Consider the following 15,325-nt stretch of genomic DNA (forward strand, 5'->3'; position numbering starts at 1 on the left):
TTCACAAGGTTCGGGGGCGGTTCCCGGCCTTCTCCGTCCGTGACGCTCTCTCACCTTTCGTGTGTTTGGGGGTGATGCTCTCTCACCTTTCGTGTGTTTGGGGGTGATGCTCTCTCACCTTTCGTCTGTTTGGGCGTGACGCTCTCTCACCTTTCGTGTGTTTGGGCCTGACGCTCTCTCGAAAGTCGTAGCGGCCGCCCGCCGGCGCGAGGTCTCCTGATCTAGCCTTGGGTCATGACTTCCAAGCAACCGATCCGTACCGCCGTCGCAGGTTTCGGACTCTCGGGCAGCGTTTTCCACGCGCCGTACATTGCCGGCAACCCGGCCTACCAGCTCGCTGTCATCGCAACATCGGACCCAGCACGCCAAGCGAAAGCACGGGAGAGGTACCCGCAGGCAAAGATCGTAGAAACCCCGCAGGATATTTTGGCCCTCGCTGACGAGCTGGACCTCATCGTCCTGGGCACGCCGCCCGCAACGCACTACCCGCTCACGAAAGCCGCGCTGGAAGCGGGGCTCGACGTCGTCGTCGATAAACCGTTCGTGGTTCACAGCGCCCAAGGCGAGGAACTGATGGACCTGGCAGCGAAGCTGGGCCGCGTCCTCACGGTTTACCAGAACCGCCGCTGGGACGCCGACGCCCTCACCGTGCAGAAACTTCTCGACGCCGGGACGCTGGGTACCGTGACCCGCTTTGAGGTTGGCATGGAGCGTTGGGCGCCGGAGATCGCCAAAGCGTGGAAAGCGGGCGCCACGGCAGAGGAGGGTGGCGGCGTCCTGTTCGACCTCGGAACCCACGTCCTTGACCTCGCGCTCCGGTTCTTCGGCCCGGCAACGGTCACGTACGCAGAAATACAAGCCCGACGCCCCCAGGAAAGCGCCGATGACGATGTCTTCCTGGCATTCCGCCACGAATCGGGCGTGGTCAGCCATGTCACCATCAACCTCAACAGCCACCTTCACGGCCCACGCTTCCGGGTTCTGGGTACCGCAGGAGGATTCGTAAAGTTCGGCACGGACCCGCAGGAACCCTATGTGCTGGGCGGCGGGCTGCCTACGGACGCCGAGTACGGCGTCGAGCCTGCCGAAAACCATGGAACGCTGGAACTGAACGGCCAGCGCACCACCGTCCCCACCGAGCGCGGCGCCTACCCCGAGTTCTACCGGCTGCTGGCAGAAAAGCTCGACGACGGCGGTACGGCTTCTGCGCTTCCGTTGCCTGTAGACCCGGCAGACTCAGTTGCGGTCCTGAAGCTGATCGAGCAGGCTAGGGCGCTGGCGTGACATCGGCGCTGGCAACCACCGAGTAGATGGCCTTGAGGTCGTGGTTACCGTCCACTGGCTGGCAACTGCCCGTCAGCTGGACGATATCCGCGGCGGCATGGTGCTGGACCACCGTGACGGCGGTGAACTGTGCCAAAGATCCGGCCTGCGGGTGCGTGTAGCGCGCCTCCCGCACGTGCCAGTCGCGGCCGTTGATGACCACGGGCTCGGTGCCGAGCAGCACAGCGTCGGGCAAGGCAGCCAGGAACTGGTCCACGGAGGCAGCGATGTCCTGGAGCCCGTAGCCCGGCAGGCGGCGCGAAACCGAGATGACCACATTCGCGGTGTAGCTGCCTTCTGCGGTGGGAGCCATGAGTGCTCCCACGGCGTCGGGAACCACTTGCTGTGTCCACCCCGGCGGCGGGGTGAGCTTGATTGAAGGGTAGGCAGGAAAAGCGTCGGACGGAAAAACCTGGTGCGAAGTCATGTGGGTCCTTTTCGGAGCAGTGTCTGTTCAGGAGGCTATTTGTTGAGGAAATCGACGAATCCGGTCACGGAATCCACGAATCCGGAGGGACTGATAGTGATTTGACCTCCGGCGCCAAGTCCAAGTTCTGCGGTGATTTTCGCGCCTACGCCCAAGGTGAATCCATCCTCATCCATGGACGCGTTGAAGAAGTAGCCCTCGCCCGCGCCGGCGGCGACTGTCTCTGATGTGGACAGCTTCTGGCCGAGCACTTCAATGTACTGGGACGCGGTCAGCTCAGCACCGGCGCCGGCACTGGCTGCCTTACCGGTGACATCATCGTCTTTGACGCTGACTTCCCCTTCTCCAGCGCTGGCCCAGGCTCCTGCACGCAGCTCCGCTCCTTGTCCGACGCTGAACAACCCTCCGGCGAACTCCGTCTCATTGCCAAAGGTGACCTTCTGGCCGGCAAACGCTTCGCCGCCTGCACCGAACAAGAAGGGGGTGTCCGCGCTTGCATGGGCTGATGCCTCGGCCCCCGTCATCCCCCTGACGGTGGACGTGTTGGTTGCCCATCCGTCAAAGAATTCGCTTTTGGTTGTGGTGGTGTTCTCCACGCCTACAAACGCTTCACCTGTGGCTTGGACGCTGGGGAGTCCCAGGCCAAAGGGAACCCGGGCGTCGATCTTTCCATCTCCACGGGCTCCAGAGAATGTTTCATTGGTTGTGGTGGTAGTGACGGGGCCGAAACCGGATGTGGCGGTCCAGGTCATCTCCGCTCCGATCTTGCCGTCAACGGAGGCTTCAAAAGCTGCTCCACCGGGACCGACGGATCCGTTGGCCTCTCCGTTGGCCTCGGCCACCAGGGACCCTTCGCCCTCCACCGTGACCGGACCGTACTGAGTGGGGCCAACGGTGAAACCGGGCATTCCCGCCGGGCTCTTGCCAACCCCCGGGCCCGGTCCGCCCTTGGAACCGCCAGTTCCGCCGGTTCCGCCCGCGCCGCCAGTTCCGCCGGTTCCGCCCGGGCCGCCAGTTCCGCCGGAACCGCCCGCGCCGCCCAGCGAGGCTTGCTCTTGCTGCTCGGCGTTGAGCTTCAAGGCACGGGCATTGGATTTCAGGCACGCAGCAGCCGCTCCCAACCGTCCCTGAAGGTCGCTGTGCCAGGCACTGCGAAACTGGTCAGCATCATTTCCGCGCCAGTAGTGGCCGTTCTGAATCAATCCGTTGAGCTGCCGCTTGAGATCGGTGATCTTCTCCGCCTCAGCGTCCATCACAGCCGAGAGCCGCCGGAGATCTCCGACGTCCGCGCCTACCAATCCTTGTCCCATTACTTAGCCGGCCCCATCACGTATCCCCTGAACGTAGTGACATGCCTGGGGTCCAGGGCGGCGCCAGGCGTTTCCTGAGCATAGTTGGCCGTTGCTGGCACGGCCATGGGGACATCTAGCCACGTGAAGAATGCGGTGGACGCATTGCTTGAAAAGAATTTCAGGCAATGCGTAACCTCGCCGGTGCCCTCAGCGATGTAAGGGGTGTGCGGGCCACGTCCGCACACCGATCATCCGGTGGCCGCCCAACAGCTGCCGGGGCAATCCCAACATCGTTTTTGTCGGAGGGTTTCATGTCCTTTTTCACTGTCCTTGCCACCAGCAAAGTCGCCGCAGGCGTCCTGGCCGCCGGAGCTGTAGCCGCCGGTGGAACCGGTGTCGCCGCCTTTAATGGCGCCCTTCCCACCGAACTCCAGCAGACCGCCCACCAGTTGGTAGGCGCACCGGCCCCGCTCGACGCGAACACCGCTGAAGCAGCCGAGGCCGCCCAAACCGGTGCGGCCAAGGCCACTGACGCCGTCGGGAACGTCCAGTCGAAGGCGACTGACGCTGCTTCAGATGCGAAGGCGAACGCCAACGACGCCGTATCTGCCGCTCAAGCCACGGCCCAGGACGCCACGTCACCGGATGCTTTCGGCCTTTGTGCAGCCTTCCTCAGCGGTGGCCTGAAGCCTGACACCAAGGTCCCGGGCTTCGAGTCCCTGACCATCGCTGCCGGTGGCGAAGCCAAGGTAGAGGCTCACTGCGAGGCCGTGGTCCAGGCCGGTAAGGCTGCGGGCCTGAAGGCGGACGGCTCGGCCAAGGTAAAGGCCGACGGCGATGCCGGCGTCACGCGGGAACTGCCGGCTACGCCTGCGGTTCCGGCAGCCCCGGCCACTCCGGAGGTACCTGCCACCCCCGCCGTTCCCGCGGTGCCGGCGACCCCGGCCGCACCTGCCCTCCCGTCGCAGGTTCCTACGGACGTACCGGCCGTTCCAGGAGCACCGCTCGATTCTGTCCGCTAAGCGGGCAGCAGCTACGGTTTAATGGCGGGGCTCCTTGGCTTAGGACAAGGAGCCCCGCTACGTAACGTGGGATGGAGGCGTCCACGGGTGCTTGACCCTTTGGCGGATGAAGATGTGCAGGTGGATCAGGACGATCCTGGCCTGCTCTTCACGGCTGCCTACAACAGCTTCGCCGGACCGGTCTTTGGTTACCTTAGGGCCCGTGGTGTGGATGACCCCGAGGCCGTCACCCAGGACGTTTTCCTGGCGCTCTACCCCAGGCTGGACTCCCTCCAAGGCGGGCTTCAGGGTGCCAGGACCCTGCTGTTCTCCATTGCCCACGCACGCATGGTGGACCACTACCGGAAGCGCGAAAGAAGGCCCGATTCCACACCCTATGAGTCGGAGCTGGACGCCCGGCGCGCACCGTCGGCGGAGGACCAGGCATTCGGGCGGGCCTCCGGTGTGGGGGTTACGGAACTTCTGGAAGGCCTGGCGGACGACTACCGGGAAGTCCTTGCACTGAGGGTTGTTGCAGACCTTTCCGTGGAAGAAACAGCGGCCATTATGGGCAAGTCCCAGGGTGCCGTGAAGCAATTGCAGCGCAGGGCATTGAGTGCACTGAAGAAGCGGGCACATCGAACGAACGGCACATCATGAGCGAAAACATTCCGGAGCGCGGACGCCACCATCAGGAGGCTATTGACCAGCTGCTGGCCGGTTCCGGCCACGAAGGCGACGCCGCGCTCCGCACCGAACTGCTGGAGCTCCGCTCGCTGGCCAGCACTGTGCCTCTGCCCTCCGACGCCGTCCGGGCACTGATGAGCGGCAGCCCCGCTGACGCAACCCGGCAACTCACGACGACGGATGGCCCCGCCGCGCGGTCGGGGGCACCGGCCGCGGTTCCCGCCACGGTTGAGCCAAGCCATGGCCCAGGCCCTGTAGATGAGCTGGCTGCCCGGCGGCGGAACAAACGTCGCGCGGCAATCGCCGGCCTTGCTGTAGCCGTGACTTTGGCCGGAGGTGCCACAGCAGCTGCTGCGTCCGAAGGCGGAATTCCGGGTGCCTTCCAGCATCTTGGGGCAGCCATCGGATCAGTGGTCTCGCAGCTGGCGCCCGGCTCCGGCACTGCTCCCCAGCAGGGCGGCTCTGGTGGTTCAAACCCGCAGCCACCACTGGATGAAACCCGGACTGTTCCTGCCCCGAATCAACCCGTGCCGGCCAACCCAAGTCCCGGCACCCCTGGGCACGTTCCGCAGCCCCATCCCGGCGGGGAAGGGTCATCGCAAACACCCAAGGCTCCCCAACACGATGTGCCAGGCAAGGGAGTCATTCCCACTCCGCCAGCGGTTCCTGTGACGCCGCCTGCCCTGGATGCTCCGAAGATCGATCCGTCAGAGCTCCGGCCGTCGGACCTCCCCGTGCCTGTTCCCACTCACGTGGTTCCGAAGGTCCCGAACACGCCGTAGGCAGGTCCACCACGGGTTCATGGCACGGTCCCCGGAAAAACATCCCCCCATGTGTAACCATCCGTGGTGTCCCGGACAATACAGGGCATGGAGAACGTTCAGCTGGGGGATGACGTCCTGTGGGCGGAGAGCTTAAAGGGTGATGCCGAGGCGTTTGGCCTTTTGTATGACCGGCACCGCGGTCGCGTCTTTCGGCATGCTTATCGTTTGACTGGCGGAAAGCACGACGCCGAAGATGCTACGGCCGCGGCCTTCTTTGAGTTGTGGCGCCGCAGGGAGCGCGTGAGGGTGGTTGAGGGCTCGATCCTTCCGTGGTTGTTGGTGACAGCGACCAACAGTGCCAGGAATCTTCAGCGGTCAAAGGTCCGGCACCGAAGGCTCCTGGCCGCAATCCCTCGACGCAGCGAGGCCGAGGCGGAACTGGACCCGGCTCATTCGAACCACGACTTTTCGATGACTGACGAGGTAGCGCAAGCCTTGGCTGTTCTCAAGCCATTGGACCTGACGCTGGTCAGCTTTGTGGTGTTCGAAGAGTTGCCATTACCGGCGGCAGCTGAGGCAGTTGGCATTTCACCAGGGGCAGCCAAGGTCCGCATGCACCGTGCTCGCCAAAAGCTCAAGGCTGCGCTGCCACGGTCCTTTCACCATGTACATTCGCCAGCCTTGAAAGGAGATCCGTCATGAACGACGTTCGCATTGATCCGCAGTTCGACCGGGCGCTCCGCGAGGTACTCCTTGCCCAGGTTCGAACCACCGTACAACGCCGGCCCTATAAGCGACGGTGGTTGTTGTTCGCCGGCACCTTGGCCGGAGCAGGCATGCTGGGTGGCGTCGGCGCTGCGGCGGCGGGACTCTTTACCTTGCCCGGCGTGCCGACAACCACTGTCCTGTCTTCCCCATCGACGGCCGTTTACAGCGGCACAGCAACAGCTGACCTTGGACCGGCTCCGGCAGGGGCGACGGGTATTGAGGTGGAGCTGACCTGCCTCACCGCCGGTACGTTCACCTTCCCGGATGGTGCCAACGTCACCTGCTCTTCGACGGATCCGGGAACTAACGGTGCCTGGTCAAAATATGTCCTCGCCCTGAATCCTTCAACACGAGGGGTGACCATCACCACCGAACCAGGAAACAGGTGGCAGATCAGCAGCAGCTACATCTCACAGGTGGCCACCGCGTGGGAAGTCAACGCCAAGGGGGAGACCTATGGTGTTGAGGTACCCGGGCGTGGAGCCCCGGACTTGCTCGCAGTCATAGCCACCAACGGGGCAAAGGGATACGCCTACTCGGTCCAGATGAAAGGGACCGATCCGGCCAGTCCAGAAGAAGCAGCAAAGAACTTGCCTAAACCGCAACGGAAAATTCCGGTTTATCTCAGCGATGGCACCACACAAGTGGGCGTATTCATGGCACCAGGATGAGGCCGGCGACGTGCATTAATTGTGGAAAGCCCGCTGTTCCGATGCTTTGCAGCAACGGAACAGCGGGCCAACGACGTTCAAACGCTAGGCGGAGACCAGGCTGTGCCAGTCGTTGACGAGGGGCAGATTGTGCGCCTCGGAAACGGAGTGGTGTGCCACGTGGCCCGCGGCGATGTTGAGGCCGGCGGCGAGAGCGGGGTCGCGGTCGAAGGCGGCCTTGACGCCCAGGTTGGCCAGTGCCACGGCGTAGCGCAGGGTGACGTTGGTCAGTGCGTACGTGGACGTGTTCGGAACGGCGCCAGGCATGTTGGCAACGCAGTAGAAGATCGAGTTGTGGACCTTGTACGTCGGTTCCTGGTGGGTGGTGGGGTGCGTGTCCTCGAAGCAGCCGCCCTGGTCAACAGCGATGTCCACCAGAACCGAGCCCGGCTTCATGCGGGAGACGAGTTCGTTGGTGACCAGCTTGGGAGCCTTGGCACCCGGGATCAGGACGGAGCCGATCACGAGATCTGCGTCGATGACTGACTTCTCGATCTCGTAGGCGTTGGAGGCGACGGTCTTCAGGCGGCCCTGGTAGAGGGCATCCAGTTCGCGCAGCCGGTTGATGTTGATGTCCATGATGGTGACATCAGCACCGAGTCCCAGCGCCATGGCAGCGGCGTTGGTTCCCGCAACACCGGCACCGAGGACAACAACTTTGGCCGGACGGACGCCCGGTACCCCGCCCAGGAGGACGCCCTTGCCACCGGCCGGAGCCATCAGGGAGGAAGCGCCGACTACCACGGACAGGCGGCCTGCTACCTCTGACATCGGGGCGAGCAGCGGAAGGGTGCGGCCTTCCTGCACGGTTTCGTAAGCGATGGCCGTGACACCGGAGTTGATGAGCTCGGCGGTGAGCTCGGGCTCCGCGGCGAGGTGCAGGTACGTGAAGAGGATGAGGCCCTTGCGGAAGCGGTGGTATTCGGCCGCGATGGGTTCCTTGACCTTCATGACCATGTCCGCACGGCCCCAAACATCGTCTGCTTCGTTGACGATTTCAGCGCCGGCGATCGAGTATTCCTCGTCGGTGATGCCCGAGCCGAGGCCCGCGCCGCGCTCAACCAGAACGGTGTGTCCGTGGGTGCGGAACTCGTGGACACCTGCGGCCGTGATGGCTACGCGGAATTCGTTGTTCTTGATTTCTTTGGGGACGCCGATGATCATCTGTGGGCTCCATCGTTAGCGGCCTCTTCGGCCGAAAATGTGTTGCGGGCTGTGATTCCAGAATAAATCCGGCTGTGAGGCAGGCGACATGGATTCCGGCACCTGCATCTGCGGAAACCCCGGAAATTCAAGGGTCTCCGTGGCTGTGGCTCGACATTTGTCGAGAGCTGGAGCGTCAGGTGTCGCCTGCTGTTGGTACGCTTTCTGGATGCAGCAGGACGTGGAGCAGATCGTTGAACGCGTGGCATTGAAGCTGGGCCGGGGCCTGTCGCTGGAAGACCTCGACGGCGTCCTGCTGGCCTACAGCTCCAACCAGTCGCACGCCGACCGCGTCCGGGTTAATTTCCTGCTCAGCAAGCGCGTCCCCAGCGATGTCAGCGTCTGGCAGCTCTCCCACGGAATCGCCACAGCGGTGCGCCCGGTGGTGGTCCCCGCCAATGAGGAGCTCGGCATGTTGGGCCGCGTGTGCGTTCCCCTGCTGGTGCGTGGTTTCCGCGTGGGCTACTTGTGGGTGCAGCTGGACCTTGAGGAGCAAAGCGCGACGGCGATACTCGCCGAATTGCCTGGCGTGCGCGACGAACTGGACCTGCTGGCGGGCTTGCTCCTTGACTCCAATACCGCAGAATCAGAGTTCCGCCGGAGGCGTGAGCAGGAGTTCCTCTCGGCCTGCGGCGGAGAATCAAACGCCGTGGCTGCCGTTGCCGGGTGGAAGGAAATCCAGGGGCGTGGGCCGTGGCAGCTGGTGACCATCCTCGACGCGGACGGCGCGCGTTCCGACGTCGATCCTATTGCCGCAACCCTCACCCATCGATCGGCGGCGCTGCAATCCACCATCGGGGTAAATGCGGCCTTGTTCAGCGCCGGAACCGAGACGCATTCGGTGGTCCTGTTCCGTGAATCCGGAGGGAGGGCGGACCACGCACAGGTTCTGGTGCACTATCAACTGGAGCTCGCCAAGCGGGCCGGCAGAACTGTGGACCGGATAATCCTGGGTATCAGCGAACCGTTCCAGGTCATCCGGCAGCTCGGAGGCGCGTACCGGCAATCGAAGGTGGCAGCGCAGGCAGCGGCGGTAGACCGCCCGCTCGGGGAGCTTGTGGACAGCCGGTCCGTGGGCGTCTACCAACTTTTCGACCGGCTGCTGGCACCGGGCGGCTGGGACGATACCGGATCTGTGCACTTCCGCACTTTGGAGGGCCAGGACAAGAACGGGGAACTTCTGCCGGTGCTGGAACTGCTGTACGACAACGACAGTTCAGTGCAGGACGTCGCGTCCAAGCTCCACCTTCACAGAAGCAGCATCTACAACCGGCTCGGCCGTATCCGCCAACTCATCGGCGCCGATCCATTGAGTGGCGCCATCCGGCTCGAACTGCACGCGGCCCTGAAAGCACGGCGCTGGGCGGGGCGGCCACGGATCTGACGCATGGACAGAAGGAGACAGGCACCCGCGCTGGGTGCCTGCCTCCTTCTGCACGTTCCTTAAGAGTCTGTAGGGAGCCTACGAGCGCTTCAAGCGTTGGCAACTCCAACGCCCCAGCCGGCGTCGGAACGTGGCTGTCCTGCTACTGCTGCAGTACCGGCTGTGCCACCCTGCGTGAGTGGTGGTGCGGGGCATCCGCGTGCTCACTGGATGGCCTTCTTGGCCGCGTCAAGGAGCTCCTGGAGGGCCGACCCGGTGGGCTGCGGTGTGGTGCTGGCGTTCGGGTTGCCCGTGGGCCGGGGTTTGGACGTTGCCGTCTCCGTCGGTGTGGGAGTTGGAGTCGGCGTCGGCGTGACCGTTGGCGTGGGGGTTGTTGTAGGCGTCGGCGTAGTGGGCGGCGTGGTGATGGTGTCCGACGGCACGTCGCTTGGCGCTGGCGCAGGTACGGTCGGGGCCGGGGTTGCTGCACCCGGGACGGCCGCAACGGCGGACGGTACCGCCGAGGGGACCCACACCGGATCGGCCAATGAGATCCGGGGTGTCGGGACCGACGACGGCGATACTGCTGCGGGTGCCTCAGGTACGGTGGCCGGTTGGCCGGCCTCGGAGGACGCCGACCCCGACGGTGAGGGCGCCGACGCGGTGGAGTAGGAAGCCCGGGGAGCCGGGGACGCCGAAGCCGACTGGCGATCCTCGCCGGCCTTGCTGCCACTGGCTTCCTGGGCAGGAGTTTCCTGGCCGAAGAACGGAAGTTCCAGGGCCTGGCCCACCGTTCCGGCCGTCAGAACCAGCCCGAGGGCACCCGCCACCACGGCCATGCGCTGGCTCATGTGCTTGACGGATGCGGCCTTCAGCAGAACTGTCTTCGGTTCCCGGCCAAACGTGGATCCACCCAGGGCTGACTTGGCAGCAGCGGGCGGGGTCGATTGATTCCGGACGTCCTTACGGCTGGCAAGGGATGCCGAGGCCGTTGCGGCCGCCGCAACCTGCGCCGCGGACTTGCCGCGCGGAGACGGAGGCGTCGTAGGCGCGGGTGACGGAGTGACGGGCGTCTGTTCCTCGCGGGCGGCTACTACCGGAATGGCTGCGGTGGCCGGCTCGGGGGAGGCAGGCGCGGGAGCGGCCTGCACCACTGGGATGGCAGAGGTGGGCGGTCCAGGCGTGGTTGATGTCGGAGCGGCGGCCTGCGCGGACTGAACTGTCTGTGGGGCGTGCACTGTCTGTGGGGCGTGCACTGTGGGTATCGCTGCCGTTGCCGGCTCCGCGGGCTCGATCACGGCTCGTGCCGCCCGCTCCCGCTCGGCCGCGCGAACGGCCGCGCGCGTGGTGGGCGCCGCAACGGTGGGGATGGCCGCAGTGGCGGGTTCCGGCGTCGTGCTTGATTCCGGCCTGGCAGACTCTGTGGGTGCGCTGATGGGGGATCCGCTGGGTTGGGCCCGACGGCGTCCGGTTGGCTTGGTGCGCTCGCGTTCGGTGTGGTCGCGGCGCGGCTGATCCATGGTTGGGGACATGGTGGTTGCCTCTCAACGCCTTCGAGGTTAGCTGTCGGGTTCGGACGAGGCCGTCCGGCCGCACAAGGCGGCTTCACCCCAAGGACTTGTGGAAAACAAGCCCGGGAACTCTGGGTCCCCCGTCTCTGCCGCGGGTCTGGCGGATCCCGGATTGCGGCAGAGCTCGGCGTCAATCCGGAAGCGGCCCAGCGGAGATTCGGGTCGCCCTACGACCGTACATGAGCCGGAAAGTAAAGTCACATTAATGTAACGGGCGGTAGGCCTGCCTCAGTGAGGGGCGCCTATCGCTTAGGCTTCGGGGCCGGAGCTGGAGCCGGGAGCTCGTGCTGGATCTTCTGGATCTGGTGCGCTTGGTGGGTTTCGGGCCGGAAGATCTCATCCGCAATTCCCAGCATGCCGCCCGCCGCGGCGCGCCGAACCCCGCGGCTGTTCTGGCGCGCGATCCAGTACCAGAGGCCGGCCAGAAGGGCCGGGACGCCAAGTACGGCCGCCAACACGGCCAAGATATCCATCGCCTAAGACTAGCTTCGGCGTGCACCGGCAGGTAGACAGGTCCTATGGACCTGCCAGTGATGCCGCCCGTCTCGCCCATGCTCGCCAAATCGGTGCCCGCCATCCCCGACGTTGGGCACTATGAACCCAAATGGGACGGATTCAGGACCATCGTCTTCAAAGACGGCGACGAAATCATCCTGGGCAGCCGCAATGAGAAGCCGATGACCCGATACTTTCCCGAGCTGGTGGAGGCGCTGAGGAAGAATCTTCCGGACAAGTGCGTGATCGACGGCGAGATTGTCCTGATCCAGGAAAACAGGTTGGAATTTGAGGTGCTCCAGCAGCGGATCCATCCCGCGGACAGCCGGGTCAGGATGCTCGCCGAGAAGACCCCTGCTTCCATGGTTGCCTTTGACATCCTTGCGCTGGGCGATGACAACCTCATGGACCGGCCCTTCTCTGAACGCCGCGCCATCTTGGAACGCGCACTCGCCAAGGCAGAGCCGCCCGTCTACGTGACCCCGGCGGTGACTGACCTTGAGCGCGCGCAGGAGTGGTTCGTGCAACTCGAAGGCGCTGGCCTGGACGGGGTGCTGTCAAAGCCGCTGGAGGGGACATACCAGCCGAACAAGCGCGTGATGTTCAAGACCAAGCACGAGCGCACGGCGGACTGCGTGGTGGCCGGCTTCCGCTGGCATAAGACCGCGAAAGTGGTGGGATCCATGCTGCTCGGCCTCCATGACGACGGCGGACGACTGCACCACGTGGGGGTGGTGGCGTCATTCCCCATGGCCAAGCGGGAGGCCTTGGTGGCAGAGCTTGAGCCCTATCAGGTGGACCTCAGTGAGCACCCGTGGGGCGAGTGGGCCAGTCAGGCCGATGGTGCAGGCGGTTCCAGGATGCCCGGTGCCCAAAGCCGGTGGAGCGGGGGCAAGGACTTCTCCTTCGTGCCGCTGCGCCCCGAGCTGGTGATCGAGGTTGCCTACGACTACATGGAGGGCGACCGGTTCCGGCACACCACGCAGTTCCGCAGGTGGCGGCCGGACCGGACGCCGGAGAGTTGCACGTATTCACAGCTGGAGGAACCGGCGGACTATGACCTCGGGGAGATCCTGAGGCTGCCCTAGCCGGTTGGCCACGGGTTTACTCCCCGTGCCCTTGGTCGCTGCTCATGCTGCCCTCGGCCGGAGGAGTTTCTCCCGGAGGTACTCCGCCTCCGGGTTCCAGCCCTGTGACATTTCCGTCGAGGGGATCGGGATTGGCGGACGCGGCGGGGTCCTGGTCCTCATCCTGGCGCAATTCGGGATCGGCGTTGACGCCGCCCGTGCCGGCCGGGGGTGTCGGTGCGGCACCGAACGGCCCGGTAGCGCCGGTCACTCCGAAGCCCTGCTCGTCCTGGGGGTCCTTGGTGGTCATGATCAGCCCTTTCGTAAGCAAACTTACTAATGCGCTTGCTTCGTCAGCCTAGCCGGGACCCGCCAACCCATCAAGGCCGCCTAGCCGTGGAGCGACGTCGCGGTCACGAAGCTCCGGATGGCATCTGCAACTGCGTTCGGACGCATATGCTGTGCCACGTGCCCCACCCCGGGGATCTCCACCAATCGCCCCTGTGGGACTGCCCGGGACAGCCGAAGGGACCACTCCGGGCCCGCCACATTGTCGCGGCTTCCCCGCAAAACCAGCACCGGGACCCTGATTCCAGCCAGGCGTTTTTCCGTGGGGTACGTCATCATCACCGGCAGTTCGGTGAAGTACCAATGAGGTCCGCAGCGGAGGTAGTCGGTGATGACCAACCAATTGGACGAGGGACTCTCGCGGAGCAGCCCGTCCAGCGTCAGGGCAAGCGACTGGCGCATGACGTTCTTGTGCCGTGAATCAACAACCGGGCCCATCAACACCAGTTGCCTGGCCCGTTCCGGCGCATGCAAGGCCGCTTCGATGGCAAACTGCACACCCATGGAGTGGCCCACCAGAACGTAGGAATCGATGCCGCGGGACGCGAGGGCCTCCGCAATGAACGCACCATAGTCCTCGGCAGAGAGCTGGTGGCCAGGCTTGGGAGTGCCCGCGAAGCCCGGAAGGTCCAGGGAATACGTGGGTGCGCTCGCCGCAAGGACTGAATGCAGCCGGGCCAGGTATCGGTGGGAAACCCCGATGCCGTGAATGAGCACATATGCGGGCTCGGTGCCGTGATCAGCCCCAGGGGCAGGAAAAGGCGTCCCCTTGCTCCAAACGATCCGGCCCTTCAAGCCCAATACTTCGACGTCGTCTGACAGCAGCGCAGCCGGTTTCCTCCGCGTTTTCATCAGAGTTTCCGCTGCAGGAACACCGCGGCGCCGGGGCCGCTCAGTTCGCTCTCGAGTACCGGCCGGCCGGACACCGCGAGCAGCAGCGACATGGCGGGGCCTTCAACAGCCGGACCGTCCCCATGGTCGAAGGCAGTATCCGTGGCAATCAGGCGCCAGCCCTCCGCGATCTCCTTGCCCCCACCCATTTTGGTGGTGGTCCGCACCTGGTAGCCGAGGGCGGTGGCTACGTGCTCGGCGGGGTAGTCGCGGCGTATGCCCAAGGGGCGGCGAATGTCCTCGCCATGAACGAACGCTTCAACCAAACGCGTGGCAAGTCCCGCCGGAGGTCCGGACGTCCGGGAAAGAACAGCACGGAATTGCGTCAGGGTCTTCCCCGGGTCCCCGGCTTTTTCGCGCTCCACCCCCAATGCGTTGTCGCGGTCGAAGTCCATCCGGGCCGCGATCATCCGGCGCATGAAACCAAGACGGGTGGTTTTGGCGCTGTCGATCACATGGGCCAGGACATCATGGATGTCCCAGCCCGCACACAGGGATGGTGTTTGCCATTGGGCCGGCTCCAACGGCTCCAGATCCCGGATCAGGGCACGTCGCTCCTCATGAACCACGGGCCAAACGGTAGAGGGGGAAGTTGAAGCCATACCGCTATTGAACAGCATGGCGGCAGTTCCGGGAGGGCTATTCCCTGGTCGCGTCGTCTGATTCCGTGGGGTCCGCTGCCGGGTGTGCAGCATCAGGTGCGGAGGCTGCTTCAGCTGCGTCCCGGCGTCGGGCAATTCTCGATTCCGTCCACATGGCCACAGCCACGAACACCGTGCACGCGAACATGAAGGTTGCCACGAAGTTCAATCCCATGGCAGAGCCCAAGGGTGCGGCAAGGGCCATAGCGGCCAACCCGGCCACGATATGCCACCCTTTGAAATTGCCCACCGATCAAGCGTAACCCCGGCCTTAAGGGGTGCTGGCCCGTTGCGTGGGATCGTTGCTTGATCCTTATCACTCCGAAACTTTTAGCCGGCGTTCCCGTCATCCCTGACGGTTTCTTCGTCCTGTTTCTTCTTCTGCGTTTCCAGCCACGCCATGATGGCGGCCTGCCGGATCCGGCGATGCGTACCGCGGTACTCCACGGGGATTTCACCGCGGTCGGTCATATTGCGCAGGTACGTGTGAGAAATGCCCGCGAGTTCCGCGGCCTGCGACGTAGTGAGCATTTCCTCCACGCTGCTGACCGTCACGGTTTCGCCCCTCCCCAGTCTCGCAAGGAGGTCGACGACGGCGTTCCTCGCCTGATCGGGCAGGCGGTGGACGGTGCCATCCACGAACACGGTGATGTCGTTGCTGTCCGCAAGGGAGCGCGCCAGATTCCGGGCGTCGTCGGCGGGGAGGCCGGCCGTGACGCGGGGAGCTATCAATGCCATGGCAGAAGCCTAGCCTGTGGCTCACCCCGATTCGGG

Annotated in this window: 18 protein-coding genes and 1 riboswitch; of the genes, 8 read left to right on the plus strand and 10 right to left on the minus strand. The window is 64.6% G+C overall.

Annotated elements, in window-relative coordinates; all coding sequences use genetic code 11:
- Nucleotides 1–234 precede the first annotated feature (234 nt).
- Complete coding sequence (locus BLW08_RS17785; protein WP_091326775.1) at nucleotides 235–1,284, plus strand: Gfo/Idh/MocA family protein; 1,050 nt, start codon at nucleotides 235–237, stop codon at nucleotides 1,282–1,284.
- On the opposite strand, the gene BLW08_RS17790 is transcribed toward BLW08_RS17785, so the two are convergent.
- The gene (locus tag BLW08_RS17790) at nucleotides 1,268–1,750 is read right to left on the minus strand and encodes a hypothetical protein (protein ID WP_090824272.1); all 483 of its coding nucleotides are present in this window, start codon (nucleotides 1,748–1,750) and stop codon (nucleotides 1,268–1,270) included. The two genes, BLW08_RS17785 and BLW08_RS17790, sit on opposite strands and share 17 nt — an antisense overlap.
- A 35-nt stretch (nucleotides 1,751–1,785) precedes the next feature.
- Nucleotides 1,786–3,060, minus strand: a complete 1,275-nt coding sequence (locus tag BLW08_RS23930) for a hypothetical protein (RefSeq protein ID WP_175538747.1) — start codon at nucleotides 3,058–3,060, stop codon at nucleotides 1,786–1,788.
- Nucleotides 3,061–3,353: 293 nt separating this feature from the next.
- Here BLW08_RS23930 and BLW08_RS17810 point away from each other — a divergent pair, with 293 nt between their 5' ends.
- From BLW08_RS17810 to BLW08_RS17830, 5 genes are all read left to right on the plus strand, one after another.
- Complete coding sequence (locus tag BLW08_RS17810) at nucleotides 3,354–4,064, plus strand: hypothetical protein (RefSeq protein WP_091326781.1); 711 nt, start codon at nucleotides 3,354–3,356, stop codon at nucleotides 4,062–4,064.
- An 87-nt stretch (nucleotides 4,065–4,151) separates the two neighbouring features.
- On the plus strand, nucleotides 4,152–4,703 hold the full coding sequence (locus BLW08_RS17815; RefSeq protein WP_091326784.1) for an RNA polymerase sigma factor: 552 nt from the start codon (nucleotides 4,152–4,154) through the stop codon (nucleotides 4,701–4,703).
- Entirely contained in the window at nucleotides 4,700–5,512 is an 813-nt protein-coding gene (locus BLW08_RS17820) for a hypothetical protein (RefSeq protein WP_091326787.1), read from the plus strand. Before BLW08_RS17815 ends, BLW08_RS17820 begins: the two co-directional genes overlap by 4 nt.
- 87 nt (nucleotides 5,513–5,599) lie before the next feature.
- Nucleotides 5,600–6,196: an RNA polymerase sigma factor gene (locus BLW08_RS17825; protein ID WP_091326972.1), complete on the plus strand. Its 597-nt coding sequence runs from the start codon at nucleotides 5,600–5,602 to the stop codon at nucleotides 6,194–6,196.
- Nucleotides 6,193–6,933 carry a hypothetical protein gene (locus tag BLW08_RS17830; protein WP_091326790.1) on the plus strand — a complete coding sequence of 247 codons (741 nt, stop codon included), beginning with the start codon at nucleotides 6,193–6,195 and terminating at the stop codon, nucleotides 6,931–6,933. Before BLW08_RS17825 ends, BLW08_RS17830 begins: the two co-directional genes overlap by 4 nt.
- 84 nt (nucleotides 6,934–7,017) lie before the next feature.
- Here the strand turns inward: BLW08_RS17830 and ald are convergent, their stop codons facing one another.
- A complete protein-coding gene (gene ald, locus BLW08_RS17835; protein ID WP_018780201.1) occupies nucleotides 7,018–8,136 on the minus strand; it encodes an alanine dehydrogenase in 1,119 nt (372 codons plus the stop codon).
- A gap of 208 nt (nucleotides 8,137–8,344) precedes the next feature.
- Between ald and BLW08_RS17840 the strand changes: the two genes are divergently transcribed.
- Nucleotides 8,345–9,559: a PucR family transcriptional regulator gene (locus tag BLW08_RS17840; RefSeq protein WP_091326793.1), complete on the plus strand. Its 1,215-nt coding sequence runs from the start codon at nucleotides 8,345–8,347 to the stop codon at nucleotides 9,557–9,559.
- Nucleotides 9,560–9,762: 203 nt separating this feature from the next.
- Here the strand turns inward: BLW08_RS17840 and BLW08_RS23935 are convergent, their stop codons facing one another.
- Together BLW08_RS23935 and BLW08_RS17850 are read right to left on the minus strand one after the other, a co-directional pair.
- On the minus strand, nucleotides 9,763–11,070 hold the full coding sequence (locus BLW08_RS23935; protein WP_091326796.1) for a hypothetical protein: 1,308 nt from the start codon (nucleotides 11,068–11,070) through the stop codon (nucleotides 9,763–9,765).
- 2 nt (nucleotides 11,071–11,072) lie between these two features.
- Nucleotides 11,073–11,222, minus strand: a riboswitch (cyclic di-AMP (ydaO/yuaA leader).
- Nucleotides 11,223–11,351: 129 nt separating this feature from the next.
- Nucleotides 11,352–11,582 carry a hypothetical protein gene (locus BLW08_RS17850; RefSeq protein WP_090824294.1) on the minus strand — a complete coding sequence of 77 codons (231 nt, stop codon included), beginning with the start codon at nucleotides 11,580–11,582 and terminating at the stop codon, nucleotides 11,352–11,354.
- 45 nt (nucleotides 11,583–11,627) lie between these two features.
- Here BLW08_RS17850 and BLW08_RS17855 point away from each other — a divergent pair, with 45 nt between their 5' ends.
- Entirely contained in the window at nucleotides 11,628–12,692 is a 1,065-nt protein-coding gene (locus tag BLW08_RS17855) for an ATP-dependent DNA ligase (RefSeq protein ID WP_091326800.1), read from the plus strand.
- A gap of 16 nt (nucleotides 12,693–12,708) precedes the next feature.
- Here the strand turns inward: BLW08_RS17855 and BLW08_RS17860 are convergent, their stop codons facing one another.
- The 5 genes from BLW08_RS17860 to BLW08_RS17880 all read right to left on the minus strand — a co-directional run bounded on the left by BLW08_RS17860 (nucleotide 12,709) and on the right by BLW08_RS17880 (nucleotide 15,289).
- Nucleotides 12,709–12,981 carry a DUF6480 family protein gene (locus BLW08_RS17860; RefSeq protein ID WP_091326801.1) on the minus strand — a complete coding sequence of 91 codons (273 nt, stop codon included), beginning with the start codon at nucleotides 12,979–12,981 and terminating at the stop codon, nucleotides 12,709–12,711.
- A gap of 80 nt (nucleotides 12,982–13,061) precedes the next feature.
- Nucleotides 13,062–13,871 carry an alpha/beta fold hydrolase gene (locus BLW08_RS17865; RefSeq protein ID WP_091326804.1) on the minus strand — a complete coding sequence of 270 codons (810 nt, stop codon included), beginning with the start codon at nucleotides 13,869–13,871 and terminating at the stop codon, nucleotides 13,062–13,064.
- Nucleotides 13,871–14,530, minus strand: coding sequence for a maleylpyruvate isomerase family mycothiol-dependent enzyme (locus tag BLW08_RS17870; RefSeq protein WP_091326806.1), 660 nt, complete (start codon nucleotides 14,528–14,530; stop codon nucleotides 13,871–13,873). Before BLW08_RS17870 ends, BLW08_RS17865 begins: the two co-directional genes overlap by 1 nt.
- A gap of 19 nt (nucleotides 14,531–14,549) precedes the next feature.
- Entirely contained in the window at nucleotides 14,550–14,801 is a 252-nt protein-coding gene (locus BLW08_RS17875) for a hypothetical protein (protein WP_091326808.1), read from the minus strand.
- 80 nt (nucleotides 14,802–14,881) lie between these two features.
- Entirely contained in the window at nucleotides 14,882–15,289 is a 408-nt protein-coding gene (locus BLW08_RS17880) for a helix-turn-helix domain-containing protein (protein WP_091326811.1), read from the minus strand.
- Between the last annotated feature and the right edge of the window lie 36 nt (nucleotides 15,290–15,325).

Origin of the sequence: Arthrobacter sp. cf158 (genome assembly GCF_900106835.1) — a bacterium.
GTDB lineage: Bacteria > Actinomycetota > Actinomycetes > Actinomycetales > Micrococcaceae > Arthrobacter.

What these genes read in the sequence shown, in the direction of transcription:
- BLW08_RS17785 (WP_091326775.1), top strand. Translation starts at nt 235, where the DNA reads ATGACTTCCAAGCAACCGATCCGTACCGCCGTCGCAGGTTTCGGACTC.
- BLW08_RS17790 (WP_090824272.1), bottom strand. Translation starts at nt 1,750, where the DNA reads ATGACTTCGCACCAGGTTTTTCCGTCCGACGCTTTTCCTGCCTACCCT.
- BLW08_RS23930 (WP_175538747.1), bottom strand. Translation starts at nt 3,060, where the DNA reads ATGGGACAAGGATTGGTAGGCGCGGACGTCGGAGATCTCCGGCGGCTC.
- BLW08_RS17810 (WP_091326781.1), top strand. Translation starts at nt 3,354, where the DNA reads ATGTCCTTTTTCACTGTCCTTGCCACCAGCAAAGTCGCCGCAGGCGTC.
- BLW08_RS17820 (WP_091326787.1), top strand. Translation starts at nt 4,700, where the DNA reads ATGAGCGAAAACATTCCGGAGCGCGGACGCCACCATCAGGAGGCTATT.
- BLW08_RS17825 (WP_091326972.1), top strand. Translation starts at nt 5,600, where the DNA reads ATGGAGAACGTTCAGCTGGGGGATGACGTCCTGTGGGCGGAGAGCTTA.
- BLW08_RS17830 (WP_091326790.1), top strand. Translation starts at nt 6,193, where the DNA reads ATGAACGACGTTCGCATTGATCCGCAGTTCGACCGGGCGCTCCGCGAG.
- ald (WP_018780201.1), bottom strand. Translation starts at nt 8,136, where the DNA reads ATGATCATCGGCGTCCCCAAAGAAATCAAGAACAACGAATTCCGCGTA.
- BLW08_RS17840 (WP_091326793.1), top strand. Translation starts at nt 8,345, where the DNA reads ATGCAGCAGGACGTGGAGCAGATCGTTGAACGCGTGGCATTGAAGCTG.
- BLW08_RS23935 (WP_091326796.1), bottom strand. Translation starts at nt 11,070, where the DNA reads ATGTCCCCAACCATGGATCAGCCGCGCCGCGACCACACCGAACGCGAG.
- BLW08_RS17850 (WP_090824294.1), bottom strand. Translation starts at nt 11,582, where the DNA reads ATGGATATCTTGGCCGTGTTGGCGGCCGTACTTGGCGTCCCGGCCCTT.
- BLW08_RS17855 (WP_091326800.1), top strand. Translation starts at nt 11,628, where the DNA reads ATGGACCTGCCAGTGATGCCGCCCGTCTCGCCCATGCTCGCCAAATCG.
- BLW08_RS17860 (WP_091326801.1), bottom strand. Translation starts at nt 12,981, where the DNA reads ATGACCACCAAGGACCCCCAGGACGAGCAGGGCTTCGGAGTGACCGGC.
- BLW08_RS17865 (WP_091326804.1), bottom strand. Translation starts at nt 13,871, where the DNA reads ATGAAAACGCGGAGGAAACCGGCTGCGCTGCTGTCAGACGACGTCGAA.
- BLW08_RS17870 (WP_091326806.1), bottom strand. Translation starts at nt 14,530, where the DNA reads ATGCTGTTCAATAGCGGTATGGCTTCAACTTCCCCCTCTACCGTTTGG.
- BLW08_RS17880 (WP_091326811.1), bottom strand. Translation starts at nt 15,289, where the DNA reads ATGGCATTGATAGCTCCCCGCGTCACGGCCGGCCTCCCCGCCGACGAC.